At 28.9% G+C, this 18781-nt stretch carries 9 protein-coding genes; 7 read left to right on the top strand and 2 right to left on the bottom strand.

All coding sequences use genetic code 11. From position 1 onward, the window contains the following. Positions 1 to 71 precede the first annotated feature (71 nt). The 7 genes from rpoB to ACTCCZ_RS00190 all read left to right on the top strand — a co-directional run bounded on the left by rpoB (position 72) and on the right by ACTCCZ_RS00190 (position 15120). On the top strand, positions 72 to 4217 hold the full coding sequence (rpoB, locus tag ACTCCZ_RS00160; RefSeq protein ID WP_079576828.1) for a DNA-directed RNA polymerase subunit beta: 4146 nt from the start codon (positions 72 to 74) through the stop codon (positions 4215 to 4217). Next, positions 4210 to 8739: a DNA-directed RNA polymerase subunit beta' gene (rpoC, locus tag ACTCCZ_RS00165; protein WP_079576829.1), complete on the top strand. Its 4530-nt coding sequence runs from the start codon at positions 4210 to 4212 to the stop codon at positions 8737 to 8739. Before rpoB ends, rpoC begins: the two co-directional genes overlap by 8 nt. A 470-nt stretch (positions 8740 to 9209) precedes the next feature. After that, a complete protein-coding gene (locus ACTCCZ_RS00170; RefSeq protein ID WP_079576831.1) occupies positions 9210 to 9917 on the top strand; it encodes an EAL domain-containing protein in 708 nt (235 codons plus the stop codon). A gap of 56 nt (positions 9918 to 9973) precedes the next feature. Then, positions 9974 to 10261, top strand: a complete 288-nt coding sequence (locus ACTCCZ_RS00175; RefSeq protein ID WP_079576832.1) for a YciI family protein — start codon at positions 9974 to 9976, stop codon at positions 10259 to 10261. Between the two features lie 492 nt (positions 10262 to 10753). Next, the gene (locus ACTCCZ_RS00180; RefSeq protein ID WP_079576833.1) at positions 10754 to 11869 is read left to right on the top strand and encodes a tetratricopeptide repeat protein; all 1116 of its coding nucleotides are present in this window, start codon (positions 10754 to 10756) and stop codon (positions 11867 to 11869) included. Beyond that, positions 11862 to 14468 (top strand): T6SS phospholipase effector Tle1-like catalytic domain-containing protein, encoded by a 2607-nt coding sequence (locus tag ACTCCZ_RS00185; RefSeq protein ID WP_119184345.1) that lies wholly within the window; start codon positions 11862 to 11864, stop codon positions 14466 to 14468. Before ACTCCZ_RS00180 ends, ACTCCZ_RS00185 begins: the two co-directional genes overlap by 8 nt. A 268-nt stretch (positions 14469 to 14736) precedes the next feature. Then, a complete protein-coding gene (locus ACTCCZ_RS00190; protein ID WP_079576834.1) occupies positions 14737 to 15120 on the top strand; it encodes a PBECR3 domain-containing polyvalent protein in 384 nt (127 codons plus the stop codon). A 424-nt stretch (positions 15121 to 15544) separates the two neighbouring features. Here ACTCCZ_RS00190 and ACTCCZ_RS00195 read toward each other — a convergent pair whose 3' ends face one another. Both ACTCCZ_RS00195 and ACTCCZ_RS00200 read right to left on the bottom strand, forming a co-directional pair. Then, entirely contained in the window at positions 15545 to 16159 is a 615-nt protein-coding gene (locus ACTCCZ_RS00195) for a trimeric intracellular cation channel family protein (RefSeq protein WP_079576835.1), read from the bottom strand. Positions 16160 to 16300: 141 nt separating this feature from the next. Then, the gene (locus ACTCCZ_RS00200) at positions 16301 to 18772 is read right to left on the bottom strand and encodes a molybdopterin-dependent oxidoreductase (RefSeq protein ID WP_079576836.1); all 2472 of its coding nucleotides are present in this window, start codon (positions 18770 to 18772) and stop codon (positions 16301 to 16303) included. Positions 18773 to 18781 lie beyond the last annotated feature (9 nt).

Raw genomic sequence — 18781 nt, forward strand, 5'->3', positions numbered from 1 at the left:
TTATCCTTTAGGATGCTTTTTGCGCTTTATAAAAAAAGCTAAAAAACTAAACCAAATTATTAAGGTCGACAATGTTAAACTCTTTAAAATCTGGTAATAGACTTAGAGTTGATTTTGCAAAAAATCCACAACAAATAGAAATTCCAAATCTACTACAATTACAACAAAACTCTTATGAAAACTTTTTGATGATAGGAAAAGATGATAGATTTGATGCTGGTATTGAAAAAGTATTTAAATCAGTATTCCCTATTCATGATGCACAAAATAGAGTTACTTTAGAGTACTTAGGTTCAGAAGTTGGTAAACCCAAATATGATGTTAGAGAGTCAATGGTTAGGGGTCTTACTTATTCAATTCCATTAAAGATTAATATTAGATTAACTTTATGGGAACTAGATGAAAAAACTGGTGAAAAAATCGGTGTTAAAGATATGAAAGAACAATCTTTATTTATCCGAGAAATTCCACTTATGACAGATAGAACTTCTTTCATCGTTAATGGTGTTGAGAGAGTTGTTGTAAACCAATTACACAGATCTCCAGGTGTTATCTTCAAAGAAGAAGAAGCAAATACATCAGGTCACAAACTAATTTATACTGGTCAAATTATTCCAGATAGAGGTTCTTGGTTATATTTTGAGTATGATGCAAAAGATGTATTATATGTAAGAATTAACAAAAGAAGAAAAGTTCCTGTTACAATTCTTTTTAGAGCATTAGGTTACTCTAAAGAAGATATTATAAAACTTTTTTATCCAATTATCAATGTAAAAGTTAAAAATAATAAATTTTTAACAAAATTTAATCCAGATGATTATTCTGGTAGATTAGATTTTGATTTAAAAGATGATAAAGGTAATTTAATTTTAGCTGCAGGAAAAAGACTTACAGCTAGAAAAGCAAAAGCTTTAGTTGAAGGTGGACTTGAATTAGTTGAGTATCCAGTTGAATTATTAATGGATAGATCAACTGCAAGTGCTATTTTTGATCCAGAATCAGGAGAAGTTTTATTTGATGCTTTAACAAATTTAGATGAATTAAAATTAAAGAAATTATTAGATTTAGGATTTGATTCATTTGATATTGCTAATGATTTAGCAACGGGTGTTGATGATTCAATTATCAATGCATTTAAAGCTGATAGTGAGTCTTTAAAGCTATTAAAACAAACAGAACAAATTGATGATGAAAATGATTTATCAGCAATTAGAATTTATAAAGTTATGAGACCAGGTGAGCCTGTAACAAAAGAAGCTGCTAAAGAGTTTGTTAGAAAACTATTTTTCGATCCTGAAAGATATGATTTAACAAAAGTTGGTAGAATGAAAATGAACCATAAACTTGGTGTTAATGTTCCTGAGTATGTAACAGTATTAACTTACGAAGATGTAATTAAAACTGTTCAGTATTTAGTAAAAGTTAAATCAGGTCACGGTCATATTGATGATAGAGATCACTTAGGTAATAGAAGAATTAGAGCAATTGGTGAACTTCTTGCAAATGAGTTGCATTCTGGACTTATTAAAATGCAAAAAGCTATTAGAGATAAAATGACTACATTAAGTGGAACATTAGAAGATTTAATGCCACATGATTTAGTAAACTCTAAGATGATTACATCAACAATTACTGAATTCTTTACATCAGGGCAATTATCACAATTTATGGACCAAACAAATCCATTATCAGAAGTTACTCATAAAAGAAGACTTTCTGCACTTGGTGAGGGTGGATTAGTTAAAGAAAGAGCTGGATTTGAAGTAAGGGATGTTCATCCAACACACTATGGAAGAATCTGTCCTGTTGAAACTCCAGAGGGTCAAAATATTGGTCTGATTAATACTTTATCTACTTATGCAAAAGTAAATGAGTTAGGATTTATTGAAGCTCCATACAAAAAAGTTAAAGATGGTGTAGTAACAGATGAAATTACTTACATGACTGCAACTTTAGAAGAGGGACTTGTAATCGCACCTGGTTCAACAAAAGTTGATGATAATGGTAAGATTGTTGAGCCTTTAATTGAAGCTAGACAAAATGGTGAAATTTTACTTATGGAAAGAAGTAAGGTAAACTATATTGATATCTCTTCACAAATGGTTATGGGTGTTGCTGCTTCACTTATTCCTTTCTTAGAGCATGATGATGCCAACAGAGCACTTATGGGTTCAAATATGATGAGACAAGCTGTTCCATTATTAAAACCTAATGCGCCTATTGTTGGTACTGGTTTAGAAAAGACTGTTGCAAGAGATGCATGGGAAGCTATAAAAGCTTCTAGAGCTGGTGTTGTTGAAAAAGCAGATGCTAAAAACATCTACATTAGAGGTGAAGACGAAAGTGGTGCATTTATTGACCATTATCAAATTAGCAAGAACTCAAGAACAAATAATAATACATCATTTGGACAAAGAGTAGCAGTAAAACAAGGTCAAGTAGTTGAAAAAGGTCAAGTTATTGCTGATGGTCCTTCAATGGATAAAGGTGAATTAGCTGTTGGTGTTAATGCAATGGTTGCATTTATGCCATGGAATGGTTATAACTATGAAGATGCTATTGTTCTTTCTCAAAGATTGATAAAAGAAGATGCATTTACATCTGTACATATTTATGAAAAAGATGTTGAATGTAGAGAACTTAAACATGGAAACGAAGAGATTACTAGAGATTTACCAGGTGTAAAAGAAGAGTCAATTTCTCATTTAGATGCTTCTGGTATTATTAAAGTTGGTACTTTTGTTAAGCCAGGAATGATTTTAGTTGGAAAGGTTACACCAAAAGGTGAAATTAAGCCAACTCCAGAAGAAAGACTTTTAAGAGCTATTTTTGGTGAAAAAGCTGGGCATGTTATTAATAAATCACTATATTGTCCAACATCAATGGAAGGTACTGTAGTAGATGTTAAAGTATTTACTAAAAAAGGTTATGAAAAAGACGAAAGAGCAGTAGCTGAAATTGAATCAGAAAAATCTGAACTTGATGTTAAGCATCATGATAAACTATTAATGCTTGATAGAGAAGAGATTTTAAAAATTAATGATTTATTATCAAAATCAGCATTAGATAAAGATGTTGAAGTAGATGGAACAACTTACAAAAAGGGTGATAATATTCCATTTGATGTACTTTCAAATGTAAATAGATTTGCTATGAAAAAAGTAGTTGCTTCATATAATAAAGATGTTCAAAATGCTTATAATAATATCAAAGAGCATTTTATCAAACAAAAATCTACATTAAGACAAGAGCATGAAGAAAAACTTCAAGTTCTTGAGCATGATGATATTTTACCAAGTGGTGTAATTAAACAGGTAAAAGTATATATTGCAACTAAAAGAAAGATTAAAGTTGGTGATAAGATGGCAGGTAGACACGGTAACAAAGGTATCGTTTCTAATATTGTTCCTCAAGTTGATATGCCATATTTAGAAGATGGAACAACTGTTGATGTAATTCTTAACCCATTAGGGGTTCCATCAAGAATGAACATCGGTCAAATTATGGAAGTTCACTTAGGTTTAGTTGGTAAAAGACTTGGTAATCAAATTCAAGAGATATTTGAAGCTAAGCGAGCAGAGTTTATTACTGAACTTAGAGAAAAAATGTCTGAAATTGCAAGTACTGCTAAGCTTATGAAAGGTAAAGAATTTATGAATTCTTTAACTGATGAAGAGCTAGTTGATTATGCACAAGATTGGGCAAAAGGTGTTAGATTTGCTACTCAAGTATTTGATGGTGTTGAAGTTTACGAATTTGAAAAACTTTTTGAATTAGCAAAAATTGACACAGATGGTAAATCTGTACTTTATGATGGAAAAACTGGTGATAAGATGAAAGAAAGAGTTAACGTAGGTTATATGTATATGCTAAAACTTCATCACTTAGTTGATGAAAAAGTGCATGCAAGATCTACAGGACCATATTCACTTGTTACACAACAGCCAGTTGGTGGTAAAGCACTATTTGGTGGACAAAGATTTGGTGAGATGGAAGTTTGGGCACTAGAAGCATATGGTGCTACAAGTGTTCTTAAAGAGATGCTTACAACAAAATCAGATGATGTTGAAGGTAGAACAAGAGCTTATAGAGCTATAGCAAATGGGGAAAATGTTCCAAGATCAGGTGTTCCTGAAACATTCTTCGTATTAACAAAAGAGCTTAAAGCTCTTGGTTTAGACGTTGATATTTTTGACGAGGTAGAAGAGAATGAGTAAAACTGAAAAAGTATTAAAACCTATCGAAATTAAAGAGTTAGAAAGACCACAAGATTTTTCTGCTTTTCAACTTAGACTTGCAAGTCCAGAGAAGATTCTTTCTTGGTCTTGTGGTGAAGTTAAAAAACCAGAAACAATAAACTACAGAACTTTAAAACCAGAAAGAGATGGTCTTTTTTGTGCTAAAATATTTGGTCCAATAAAAGATTATGAGTGTCTTTGTGGTAAATATAAAAAAATGAGATACAACGGAGTTGTATGTGAAAAATGTGGAGTTGAAGTAACTTCTTCAAAAGTGAGAAGACACAGAATGGGTCATATTGATCTTGTTTCTCCTGTAGCACACATTTGGATGGTATCATCTCTTCCAACAAGAATTGGTACACTTTTAGGTGTTAAATTAAAAGATCTTGAAAGAGTACTTTATTATGAAGCATATATTGTAAGTGAGCCAGGTGATGCTTATTATGATAATGAAAAAACAAAAAAAGTTCTTAAATACGATATATTAAATGAAGAACAATATAGAACTATTTCTGATTTATTTGAACATACTGGATTTGAAGCTAATATGGGTGGAGATGTTGTAAGAAATCTTTTAGAATATCTTGACTTATTTGAACTTTTAGAAAAGTTAAAATCTGAAATGTCATCTACTAAATCAGAGGCAAAAAGAAAAACTATAATCAAAAGATTGAAAGTAGTTGAGAACTTTATTAATTCAGGAAATAAACCAGAATGGATGATGTTAACTCAACTTCCAGTTCTTCCACCTGATTTAAGACCACTTGTATCATTAGATGGTGGAAAGTTTGCAGTTTCTGATGTAAATGACTTGTATAGAAGAGTTATTAACAGAAATAACAGACTTAAAAGATTAACAGAACTTGATGCACCTGAAATCATTATTAGAAATGAAAAAAGAATGCTTCAAGAAGCAGTTGATGCACTATTTGATAATGGAAAAACTGCAAATGCAGTTAAAGGTGCAAATAAAAGACCTTTAAAATCATTATCTGAAATTATTAAAGGTAAGCAAGGTAGATTTAGACAGAACTTACTTGGTAAAAGGGTTGACTTCTCAGGAAGATCTGTTATTGTTGTTGGACCATCTTTAAATATGGACCAATGTGGTATTCCTAAAAAAATGGCTTTAGAGTTATTTAAACCACATTTAATGGCAAAACTAGAAGAAAAAGGTTATGCAACAACTTTAAAATCTTCAAAAAGATTAATTGAGAGTGAAACAAATGAAGTTTGGGAATGTTTATCTGAGATAGTAAATGAATATCCAGTATTATTAAATAGAGCACCAACACTTCATAAATTGTCAATTCAAGGTTTTCACCCTGTATTAATTGATGGTAAAGCAATTCAGTTACATCCATTGGTTTGTGCTGCATTTAATGCTGACTTTGATGGTGACCAAATGGCGGTTCACGTACCATTATCACAAGAAGCGGTTGCAGAAGCTAAGATTTTAATGATGTCATCTATGAATATTATTTTACCAGCATCAGGTAGAGCTATTGCTGTTCCATCACAAGATATGATTTTAGGTATTTATTATCTTTCTTTATCAAAAGATGGAGTAAAAGGTCAACATAAATTATTTACAGATGTAAATGAAGTTAAAATTGCTTTAGAGATGAAGCAAGTTGATTTACATGCAAAAATTAGAACAAAACTTGATGATAGAATTATTCATACAACTGTTGGAAGATTGATTGTAAAAGAGATTTTACCTGAATTTGTACCTGAAAATTTATGGAATAAAATTTTAAAGAAAAAAGATATTGGTACTTTAGTTGATTATATTTATAAACATGGTGGATATAAAGTAACTCCAAGATTTTTGGATAATCTTAAAAACTTAGGTTTTAGATACGCAACTGATGCTGGTATTTCTGTTTCGATTGCAGATATTAAAGTACCTGAATCAAAAGCAGCACACGTAGTTAAATCTAAAAAAGAAGTTATTGAAGTTCAAAAACAATTCTCTCAAGGTTTATTAACTGAGCAAGAAAGATATAATAAAATTATTGATATCTGGACTGAGATTAATAATACTCTTGGATCAGAAATGATGGAGATTATTGAAACTGATAAAAATGGTTTTAACTCTATTTATATGATGGCTGACTCTGGGGCTAGAGGTTCTGCTGCGCAGATTAGACAGCTTGCAGGTATGAGGGGTCTTATGGCTAAGCCTGATGGTTCAATTATTGAAACACCAATTATTTCTAACTTTAGAGAAGGTCTAAATGTACTTGAGTACTTTATTTCTACTCACGGTGCTAGAAAAGGTTTAGCAGATACAGCACTTAAAACAGCAAATGCTGGGTATTTAACAAGAAAACTAATTGATGTATCGCAAAATGTAAGAATTACTACAGATGATTGTGGAACTCATGAAGGAATTGAAATTACTGATTTATCTTCTGGTAATGAATTAATTGAGAGTTTAGAAGAAAGAATCACAGGTAGAGTAATTGCAGAGGATATAATTGATCCTATTTCAAATGAGATTTTATTTACAGAAGGAACTTTAATAACAGAAGAAGATGCAAAAGTTGTTGCAGATGCTGAAGTAAAATCTGTTGTTATTAGAACACCTTTAACTTGTAAAGTAGAAAATGGATTATGTTCAAAATGTTATGGTCTAAACCTTGGTGAGCAAAGAAAAGCAAATCCAGGTGAAGCAGTAGGTGTATTAGCTGCTCAATCAATTGGTGAGCCAGGAACACAGCTGACACTTAGAACATTCCACGTTGGGGGTACAGCAAGTGCTACTCAAACAGAAAGAGAATTAAAAGTTGACAAAGAAGGTTTTATTAGATATTACAATATAAAAACATATATTGATAAAGCAAATAGAATCATTGTTGCAAATAGAAGAAATGCTGGTGTTTTACTAGTTGAGCCAAAAATCAATGCTCCTTTTAAAGGTAAAGTAACAGTTGAAACTATACATGAAGAGACAATTTTAACAATTTCAAATGCAAAAGAGAGCAAGAAATACTATTTAAGAAAGAATGATGTTGCTAAGCCAAATGAGCTTGCAGGTGTATCTGGAAAAATTGATGGTAAATTATATCTTCCTTATGCAGATGGAGATGAAGTTGGAGAAAATGAATCAATAGTTGAGATGATTAAAGATGGATGGAATGTACCAAATAGAATTCCTTTTGCTTCAATTTTAAGAGTTCAAGATGGAGATCCAATAACATCAAATGTTCTTTCAAATGCACAAGGTATTGTAAAATACTATAAACTTAAAGGTGACTATTTAGAAAGAAGACATGACATTAAAGCAGGTGATGAAGTTGTTGAAAAAGGTCTATTTGCAGTTATTGTTGATGAAGAAGATAGAGAAGCTTTAAGACACTATATCGCAAGAGGTTCATTAGTTGAGTTTACTGATGATAGTCCTGTTGAAAAAGATTCTGTTATTGCTATTCCAAAAACGCAAGAGCAAAATGTTATTGCTGAGTGGGATCCATATGCAAACCCAACAATTGCAGAAGAAGCTGGTACAATTGCATTTGAAGATATTATTCCAGGTGTAACAGTATCTGAGCAATATGATGAATTAACAGGTACTTCAAAACTAGTTGTAAATGAGTATATTCCAGCAGGTTACAAACCAGCAATCTCATTAGCAACAAACAATAAAGAAGTATTAAGATATTCATTAGAACCAAAAACTTCATTAAATGTTAGTGAAGGTCAAAAAGTTGAAGTTGCTGATGTATTAGGTAAAACACCAAAAGCTACTCAAAAATCAAAAGATATTACTGGAGGTCTTCCAAGAGTATCTGAATTATTTGAGGCTAGAAGACCTAAAAATATTGCAGTACTTGCTTCATTTGATGGTATTGTTTCATTTGGTAAACCACTTAGAAATAAACAAAGAATTATTATTACAGATGAAAATGGTGCAAAAGCAGAATTTTTAGTAGAAAAATCTAAACAGATTTTAGTTCATGAGGGTGAGTTTGTTCATGCTGGTGAGGCATTAACAGAGGGTCAATTAGCATCACATGATATATTAAAAATTCTAGGTGAAAAAGCACTTCATGGATTTATTGTATCAGAAGTTCAGCAAGTATATAGATCTCAAGGTGTAAATATTGCTGATAAACATATTGAGGTTATTTTATCTCAAATGTTAAGACAAGTTTCTATTTTAGATGGTGGAGATACTAAATTCATCGTTGGTGATATGATATCTAAGAAAAGATTTAAAATAGAAAATGAAAGAATTATCAAACTTGGTGGTGAACCAGCAATTGCTGAACCATTATTACTTGGTATTACAAGAGCCGCTGTAACATCTGATTCTATTATATCAGCTGCATCTTTCCAGGAAACTACTAAGGTTTTAACAGAAGCTGCAATTTCTGCTAAGATGGATATGTTAGAAGACTTAAAAGAGAATGTTGTTATTGGTAGAACTATTCCAGTTGGAACGGGTCTATATAAAGACAAAAAAATTAAATTCTCTTATGGAGATAAATAAAAAGCAAGGAGAAATCCTCGCTTTTTTATAAACATGGATATAATATCTTTATTTTTTATATTTATTGCAATTGAACTTTTTGAATCAAATTGGCAAAAATCAGATACTATTTATGGATTATTATCTAATAATCTAGCTATTTTCAATAAGAATATAATTCTTTACTTCCTTTTAAACTCAAGCTTTATTTACTCTATTTTTTTAAGTGTTTATCTTGATAATTATAGTTTTTTAATGTTAAGTATAGTTGGTATAAAGTTTTTTGATATCGCTTTTAAACTTTCAATAATGCAAAAGTTAAATAATGGAGTTTTAATTGAAGAGATAATGCCTAATATTAAAGTTTCTTTATTACTTAGATACTTTAATGCAATAGCTTATCCTGTCACTTTTCTATTCGCCTCAAATTATTTTCAATATTGATACTAATTATCAAAAAATATTAAGTTGTTTTTTGTTATATTATTATTATGAATAATATAGAATTTAAACACATAATATTAGACTCAAAATATTTTACTAAGTATGAACCAATAATTGACGCAAAAACAGATGATATCTATGCTTATGAGGCTTTGTCAAAGTTTGAGATTGACAATAATCTTATATCTACTGAAGATATCTTTAGGCACTTACACCATAATAATAAATTATTTTTCGAACTTGAGAAAAGAAATAAACAGTTACAATTTGATAATTTCACAGAAAACAAAAAATTATTTTTAAATTTTGATGCAGATATATTTGTGTCTTGTGAACAACAATCTTATTGGGAACTTTTTTTAAATAACAAAAAAGATGATATAGTAGTAGAAATTACAGAAAATGGTAGTGATGATGAAACAAGTGCAAATATAATGCGAAATTTTTCTTCATGGCTAAATAATAAAAATATAGAAACAGCACTTGATGATTTTGGACAAGATGGTTCAATGTTCTCTTTTTATATGATGAATGGAAGTAAATATATTAAAATTGACAAATCTTTTTTACGTCAAATCGAAGTAAATCATAACTATATGCACTACTTAAAAGGTATCTTAACAACAATTAGACTAAATGGACAAAAAAGTATTATTGAAGGCATTGAAACACAGCGTGATTACGATTTAGTAAAAGAGTTAGGATGCGATTATATGCAAGGATATTTTTTTGATGAACTAATAATAGTTAAATAGTGTAATTTTTATTATATTTAAATATGATATAATTTAAAAAAATAAAAGGAATAAAAATGCAATACCTAATAATTGCTTATGATAACGATAACGCACTAGACAAAAGACTAGAAGCAAGAGAGGCACATGTAGAGGGTGCAAGAAAATTAATGGCTGAAGGTAAGATTATTGAAGCTGGAGCATTAATAGAAGAAGATCAAATGGTAGGCTCAACACTTTTTGTTAATTTTGAAAATGATGATGAGTTAAATGAATGGTTAGAAAGTGAACCATATGTTACAAATAATGTATGGAACATGGACGAATTCCAAATTGTACCTGTGAAGCTACTTCCTAAAGATTAACAATACAAATTAACTTGTAAATAAGACTTTTAATTATAGAAAAATAAATTGTATTTATGTTAGAGATAAAATTAAACCTTTCTCTATGCAAGAATTAGCAAATGAGTTAGGTTTAGTTAATTCACAATAAGTATGCCTGTAGCAAATAAATATATTAAGTGTAATTTATGAGTTTATTTTTTAACATTTCTATAAGTGTACTTAATAATAAATATCTGTCATCTTCTCAAATAAAAATCTTAGTTGAGTATAAAATAAAACTGAGTCATTAATAAAACAATATATTCTAGGAAAGTTTTTTAGAAATAAATATTTAAATGATAAGAATAACCTTGCTAAATATGCAAAATATTAAATATATTATCTTTAAAGTAAGAAAAAAACTTTATAAGTTTGAGCGTTTATAAAATTATTTTATAGTAATAAAAATTATTTAAACCAGAATGAATATAAATTTTAATATAATTATAAAAATTATTATTAAGGTTTGACTTGAACTTATCTATAAAATCCCTATTTATCCTAATTATGTTTTCAATGTTGTTAGCTTCATGTCGTGATGAGAAAGTAGAATTAAAAAAAAGTACATATGATATAAAACAATGTAATAAGAAAATTTATACAAAAGAAGATTTAGCAGATTATAAAAGATTAATTTTAGATGGAGAGATACAAGGCTATAACTGTGTAGGCTTATATTATATGAGAGATAAAGATTATAAAAAGGCTGAAGAGTATTTTATAAAGGGGAAAGAAAAAGGAAGTATAGAGTCATACTTGCAATTGGGAAGTTTGTATTCAAACTTTTTAAATGAAAAAGATAAAGCAATAGAATATTATAAAATAGCAGCAAATAATGGAAAAGAAAAAGCAGCACATAATTTAGGTGTAATTTATGATAAAAAGTTTCAATATAAAGAAGCTCTAAAGTGGTATGAGAAATCTTTTGAAAAAGGTGATACATATTCGTTGCTAGCGATGGCTCATATATATAGAAAACAAGAAAAATATGAAAAGGCTATTGAGACTTTTAAAAAAGCAGGAGAATTAGGAAATGCAAAAGGATATTTTAATTTAGGTATATTTTATGATAAAGAAAAAGACTTTAAGGATAAAAAGAAATCTTATAACTATTTTTTCAAATGTTATGAAATAGGTTTAGGAAAATGTGCTGGTGCTATAGGTCAAGGATATGAAGAAGATTTAAAAGATTATGAAAAGGCAATAGAGTGGTATAAAAAAGGCTTTGAACTAAAAAGTAAAGATTCAGTTTCTAGATTAGGTTTTATATATTGGGAAGTGTTAAAAGATAATCAAAAAGCAATTTATTGGTTTAAAAAAGGATATGAAGAGCTAGATTGTATCTCTTGTCTTGCAAGTGTTGGAAATATTTATGCAGTATCATTAAAAGATTATGAAAAGGCAATAGAGTGGTATAAAAAAGCTAGTAACCTAGGATATGTAAGTTCAACATATAATATAGGATATACCTATGATAAAGATTTAAATGATAAAGAAAATGCAATAAAATGGTATAAAAAAGCAGCAAAAATGGGGCATGAAAATGCAAAATACCATTTAAAAAAACTAGGAATAAATTATGAATAGTAATGATATAACAATAGGAGAAGTTTTTTTTAAAGAGAGTGAAGGTTCACATTTTTATAGATACTCTATTGAAGAGACTAATAAAAATATAGATGATTATGACTCATCTTTAAAAACTAGATGTGCTTATATTATTGTATCTGAAGAAGAGAGTGAAATAATAAATAAAGATGAAAAAGATAAAAAGAAAATATTAAATAAAGTAAAAGATGAATATAGCAAATATTTAACACAAGCTATAACAAAAGAGAGTGAAAATCTAATAAAAAGTAAATTAACCTCTTTTTCAAAAATAGAAATAAATAAAAAAATAGTAAATTTGACTTCATTAACTTTACATAATGCAAGTTCTTATGGAAGTGTTTTAAAAGCAAGAGGTTATACTCATGCTTATAATCAAAAACTAGAAGATTGTTTAAAACAAAAAGGTGAAACTAAAAGTATAGGAACTTTAGCTTTTAATAAAGATAGTTGTCAAAAAATAATAAATGAAGAGCAAATAAAAAATTTAGAAGAAGAGAGTGCTTATATAATTGTATCTATCCCTTATGTATATAATGTAAAAGATAATTCAAAAGTAAAAGAGCTTGAAGTAACTATTTATAAACAGAATATTACAGCTTCATATATGCCTGAAGTAATAGTTGAATATGGAGTTTTTTTTGATGGTACAAATAATAATATTTATAATATAAATTTTTATAGGAATTATGTAGAATTCTTAGAAGAACCAGCTGAGTATATTGAAGAGAATAAAGGTAGAGATTTAGAGACAAAACCTGATATTAAAATGTATGATACTATTCAAGAGTACATAGTATCAGAACCCAATCCCAAAATGACTGAGGAGGTTTTACTTTTATTAATTTCTCAAATTGATAAAGCAAAAAAAGAGATAAGATATTTTGATGAAGATTCAAATTTAGAAATGGAAGAAAAAGAGTTACTTCAAAGTCTAAAAGCAAATCATGCAAAAAAAGTATTTGAATATTTTCTTGAAGTAAAAAAAGAGTTAAACACAAGTGAAGAGAAAAATAGAGAAGAGTATATAAGAGAAAATATCTTAGTAGATGATAGTGAAGATAGTAGTTTTGTAAATGGTGAGACTAATATTAGTAGATTATATAATCTTTATAATGGAGCAGATGTAAAAAGAGATAAAACTATTCTTTCAACAACTAGATTTAAATTGTATGAAAGTGGTGCAGGAACAAATAATCCTTTTATTCAAAAAGGTTATAAAGAAGATTCTATTTTATTTGGTTCTGGTCTTGGAGGAGAAAAGTTTTTAAGAAAAGATAAGACAGGAATAGAAGCTCATATTATATACTCTTGTATAAAAATAGCACAACAGTTAAGAACAGCATCAAATATTAGTTATATAAATGAACTATATTTTGATATTTTTGGTTTTAGTAGAGGTGCTGCAACTGCAAGGCATTTTATCTGTTCAATTTTGAATAGTTCTGAAAAAAATGCTAAAGGCTATAGTATTAAAATGAAAAAAGGTGAAAATATATTTACACCTTTTTTTGGAAGTAATGGTATTGTATCAATTGATGGGAAAAGATATTACAACCCTTTAAATACACAAAAGAAGTATTATGGAGCAGGTAGAAGTAGAATAAAAAATCCATATTATAAAGAGAGAAAAATTTCAATAGAGTCTATAAGTTTTAGATTTGTAGGCATTTATGATACTGTTCCTCACGTTGGTATAAAACAAGCAAACGATTTTGAGAATTTAAATTTAAACTTTTTTAAAGATGGAAATGATGAAAAAATAGGTCAAGTTGTTCATCTTATGGCAAGTGATGAGTTTCGGTATAACTTTGATGCATACTCTATTTTTATAGATAAAAATAAAAAGTTGCAAAAAACAGATGGAATAACTTTAAGTGGTGGTAAAAAGTTTGAAGAGTATTTTGTGCCTGGAGCTCATTCAGATGTAGGAGGGGGATATAATACTTCTAGTGAAACTACTTTATTAACTAAAAGATATGTTAAAGAATATGGTGAAATTCCAATAAAACTAAAAAATATATTAATAGCTTGGAATAAAAAATATAATTGGTTAAATACAAGTAAAATTAAAAAAGTAAAATTAAAAAATGAAATTAAAAAAGATAATGAAGATGGATTCTATTATTGTATTTTACCTGAAGTAATTCCTACTTATTTGGGAACAAGCCTACCAAGACCTATGTTATATTTATATATGCATAAAAAAGAAGTAGTAAATAAATACGAACAGATAACACTAAAAATCATGTATGAAAGAGCTATTTATAAAGATATGACCAAAGGAAAACATTTAGGTAAGAAAGAGGGATTAGAAGTTGTTCCTTTTGGTTCATTTTCTTCTTATAGTTTTAAAAGAGATGATTTCTTAACTGATATATATAAGGTATTAGAAGTAAAAGGAGATTTTAAAAATGATGATGAAAAGTATAAAAGATTAAAAAATGATTATATTCATCATTCTGCAAAATATGCTAATTTTGTAAATAAAGCTTCTTTTGAAAATAAAGACAAAAATGACTTTTATGGAAAGAGAGTTATTTATACTGCAATAGGTGGTAAATTTACAAGAGTATAAAGAGTTAAGCTATCAAAATAAACACACTTTTCATGGTTTTAGAAGTATATTTTCTACTATTATTCATGAATTATATAAAGAATATGGTTTTCGTTTAGATATTATTGAATAATGTTTAGCTCATAAAGAGAAAAACAAAGTAAAAGCAGCTTATAATAGAGAATCAAAATATAAATATTTTGATGAAAAAAGAGAACTGATATAGTGGTATGCTAATTGGTTAAATAGATTATGATAAAATTAGTTCGAAAAAAAAGAGTATATAGTTTTGAGACTTGAAGAGTTTATTTCAATAGCTTTAAATAGTAATACAAGAGATATAATATATGAATTAGAAATTACAGAAGATGCTTGTAGAGCTATAAAAAAGCATACTAATCTTAATATTTGTAAATATAAATTTATAATACAAGAAGAATATGTTAGACATATAAGAAATGGTCATAAGGAACATTTATACTTACTTCCAAAACTTCCTGATATTTTGAATAACTTTACACATGTTGAAAAAAGTATTATAAGAAATAGAAGAGGACAAATCGAAGTAAGTTTAGTATTTAGAAAAAAATTTGAAGATGGTGTTATAAGAATGATTGCACTTCGAGTTATAGAAGATAAAGTATTATCATTAAAAACTTTTTTTAGACCATAAAAAAAGTAGCAGACCAAAAACTGCTACATTTTACGGTTGTGGTTTGATGCCCAGTTTACACTGTCCCCAAACTTACGTCTCCAAAAAGGAACGGACTCCGATGGTTTTTTGAGGAGATAATCTCTCAAAGAGATTGATTTAATCAATTACTTTCAAAGATTCTATATTAAAAATATATTATACAATATTTTAATATACAAGTCAATTTTATATTAATACGGATTTTAAAATCTGCTAAAAAACAAAGTTATGTATTTTTGGGTAAATCGTGCCTGTGAAGTTACTTTCTAAAGATTAATAAATAAACTAAGCCTCTTTTTTAGAGGCTAGATGTTTACGTAAATTAAAATTATGTATTAACAAATATATTTGCTTGTTTAATTAATATTTTTACTTAGATATTAAATATAATAGTTAATTTTTCCTAATCCTTCAATGGTGGTAGTTGCCATCCTTTATAGTATGCTATCATTCTTATTAAAATTCCAAGGGCTAGTAATGTTATGATATAAAAAATTGTATTTAATCCTACAAGATGCAAGATGTAATATGTTATACCAACGCCAAAACTGATGGTTCCATATAGTCCTGTTCTCATAAACCATGGTACTTCATTTAGAAGGATATCTCTTAAAATACCGCCTCCTACTCCATTGAAAAATGCAACAAATGCAACTCCAAAGATATTAAAACCAAATTCGATAGCTATCATGGCTCCAACAATAGAAAAGCAAATAAAATCAATAGCATCTGCAAATATAAAAATGAACTTTTTTTCTAATTCTCCATATCTTTTATAAACTTTTAAAAATCTAGAGATAAATAAAACGATAATTACAATAAGTACGGGCATATAGTGAGTAAAAGAGTAGATATCTCTACCAACAAGTAAATCTCTTATTATTCCGCCACCTAGTGCTGTTAAAAAAGCTGCTATAAATAATCCAAGCCAATCACAACCTTTTTTTACACCAAATAAAAAGCCACTAAGTGCAGCTGATGCAATTCCTATATATTCAATAAATAATATTATGTCCATTTTTCCTACTTTATAAATTTAGTATTTTATACCTACTATGCATAAAAAAGGATAAATTTTAAACTATTTAATTAAAAGTGATTGTTTATAATGTTAGTTATTATTATGTAAGATAAAAAAGGCACAAATTTGTGCCTTTTTTTATAAGTTTTGAAGAATTTTAGGTTTTGTAAAAGCGTTGATTGGTTTTAAACTACCTTTGTATTTTTCTATCTCAACTAATGCAGTGTGTGCAATATTACTTTGAGCTAATTTTGATGTTCCTTTATCAATAGTAAGAACATTTACATTACCATGTTGACAAAGTGTTTTATCTCCTAAATTTTCAGGAGAATACCAAGCACCTTCACATAATGTAGCAACTTCATCTATTACAGCATCAGTTACATAAACACCAGCTAAAATTTCACCTCTATCATTGAAAACTCTTGCAATGTCACCTGTTTTTAAGCCTCTTTTTTTAGCTTCTTTAGGATTTATTAAAACAGGCTCTCTTCCACTAATTTCATATAAACCTCTAATAAATGTATTATTTAATTGAGAGTGTAATCTATATTTTGAGTGTGGACTAATAATATGCATTGGATATTTTTTAGTTTGTTTTTTATCTCCTAACCACTCGATTGGTTCCATCCAAGTTGGGTGTCCTTTGCAATCATCATAATTGAATTTTGCAATTACAGGAGAGTATATCTCTATTTTACCTGATGGTGTTCCAAGTCTATGTTTATATGGGTTATCTCTAAATTCAGTATATCTAGTATAGTTTTGAGTTGATTCATCATCTTCTTGGAATCTTACATAACCTTTTTCCCAGAATTTATCAAATGATGGCATTTTCATATTCATAGCTTTTGCTTTTTGAACAGCATCTTCATAGATATATTTAACCCATTCTAATTCAGTTTTTTCTTCTGTAAATACCTCTTCATAACCCCATCTTTTACAAAGTTCTCTACAAATCCAGAAATCACTTTGACTCTCACCTGCTGGTTTAATATGAGCTTTTCTTGCAATTATATACTCTTTTGTTCCACCTGTTTGGTCTATATCTATTCTTTCAAGTTCTGTTGCTACAGGAAATACTATATCTGACATTTTAGCAGTAGAAGTCCAGTAAGGCTCAGCTGTAATTACTGTGTCAACTTTTTTCCATTGTTCTAGCATATTATTTACATCGTGGTGTCTTGTAAGTGGTGAACCTGATGCGTTATACATTAGTCTAATATGTGGTAATTTTATTTTTTTACCATTTTGGTCTAAATTTTCTCCTGGTCTTTGAATTGCTTCTATTGATCTTGATGATGGAATAACAACATCATGATGTTTTAACCAAGGTGCATTTGGATATTTTTTATTATATTTTTCAGGAATAGATTGGCTAATACCTGTAATTGTTGGTGCTAGTTTATCTGTTGCTCCGCTTGAATTATATGCAAGTGAGAACTCAATTCCACCACCTGGTAATCCCATATGTCCTAACATAGCTGCTAGTACTGTGCACATCCAGTGAGCTTGTTCTCCATGGTCTTGTCTTTGAAGTGCTCTACCGCATAATAATACTGTTCTTTCTTTTGCTAATGTTTTTGCAAATTTTGCAATAGTTTTTGCATCAACTCCACAAATTTCAGAAGCCCAGTTGATATCTTTTGCTTGGCCATCTTCTTTACCTAATAGGTATTTTTTAAATTTATTAAAACCAACAGTATATTTTTTGATAAATTTTTCATCATATAGTTTTTTTGTATATAAATAGTGTGCCATACCAATCATTAGTGCAACATCTGTATTTGGTTTTACTGCTATGTGTTCTGCATCTAAGAATTTTTGTGTATCATTTTTTCTTGGATCTACACTAAATGCTTTAATTTTTCCACTAAAAACTGCAGCTTGTAATTTTTCATAATCTTTAAAGCATCTATGAAGTGGAGTTGACCATGTTATTTGATTTGTAATTAATGGATCGCAACCCCAAACTACAACATTTTTTGCATTTTCTATTATTGATTTCCATTTAGTTGGTGTATCATAAACAGAAGAACCTCCTAAAACATGAGGCATAATAACAAGACCAGCACCAGTTGAATAATCACCTGATTCAGTTACAAATCCACCTAAGATTCTCATCATTCTTCTAGATACAGTTCGTCCCCAACTTACTCTACCAGAACCACCCCACCAGTAGCACTCTCCATAAATACTTTCAGGTCCGTGTTTATCAAATGTTTCTCTCATATGTTTTGCTGCTAAATCAAGAGCAACATCCCAAGATACTCTTACAAACTCTTCTTTCCCTCTTAGGTTATTATTTGATGGTCCTTTTGCTTTTAAAAATGACTTTCTAACCATTGGGTATTCAACACGTGTTTGATTTTGCAATCTATCTGCAACTGATTTTATCATTGGACTTGGAAAATAATCACCTTTAAAAGCTTTAGTTTCTATAACTTCTCCACTTTGTATTACTGCTTCAAACATACCAAATCTATTTGAACTTAGTACTGTTTTTCTATCATCAAAGTTAGTTAGGTCTGCCCAACCAAAACTATTTGCTTTTACAGTCGTTGCTGCACCAAGAATTGAACTACATTTTAAAAAATCCCTACGTTTCATTTTGTCTCC

The organism is Malaciobacter sp., assembly GCF_055140965.1.

Bases quoted from the DNA above. Each gene is read 5' to 3' on its own strand.
- ACTCCZ_RS00175 (WP_079576832.1), top strand. From the start codon at position 9,974: ATGCAATACCTAATAATTGCTTATGATAACGATAACGCACTAGACAAA.
- rpoB (WP_079576828.1), top strand. From the start codon at position 72: ATGTTAAACTCTTTAAAATCTGGTAATAGACTTAGAGTTGATTTTGCA.
- ACTCCZ_RS00185 (WP_119184345.1), top strand. From the start codon at position 11,862: ATGAATAGTAATGATATAACAATAGGAGAAGTTTTTTTTAAAGAGAGT.
- ACTCCZ_RS00195 (WP_079576835.1), bottom strand. From the start codon at position 16,159: ATGGACATAATATTATTTATTGAATATATAGGAATTGCATCAGCTGCA.
- ACTCCZ_RS00170 (WP_079576831.1), top strand. From the start codon at position 9,210: ATGAATAATATAGAATTTAAACACATAATATTAGACTCAAAATATTTT.
- rpoC (WP_079576829.1), top strand. From the start codon at position 4,210: ATGAGTAAAACTGAAAAAGTATTAAAACCTATCGAAATTAAAGAGTTA.
- ACTCCZ_RS00200 (WP_079576836.1), bottom strand. From the start codon at position 18,772: ATGAAACGTAGGGATTTTTTAAAATGTAGTTCAATTCTTGGTGCAGCA.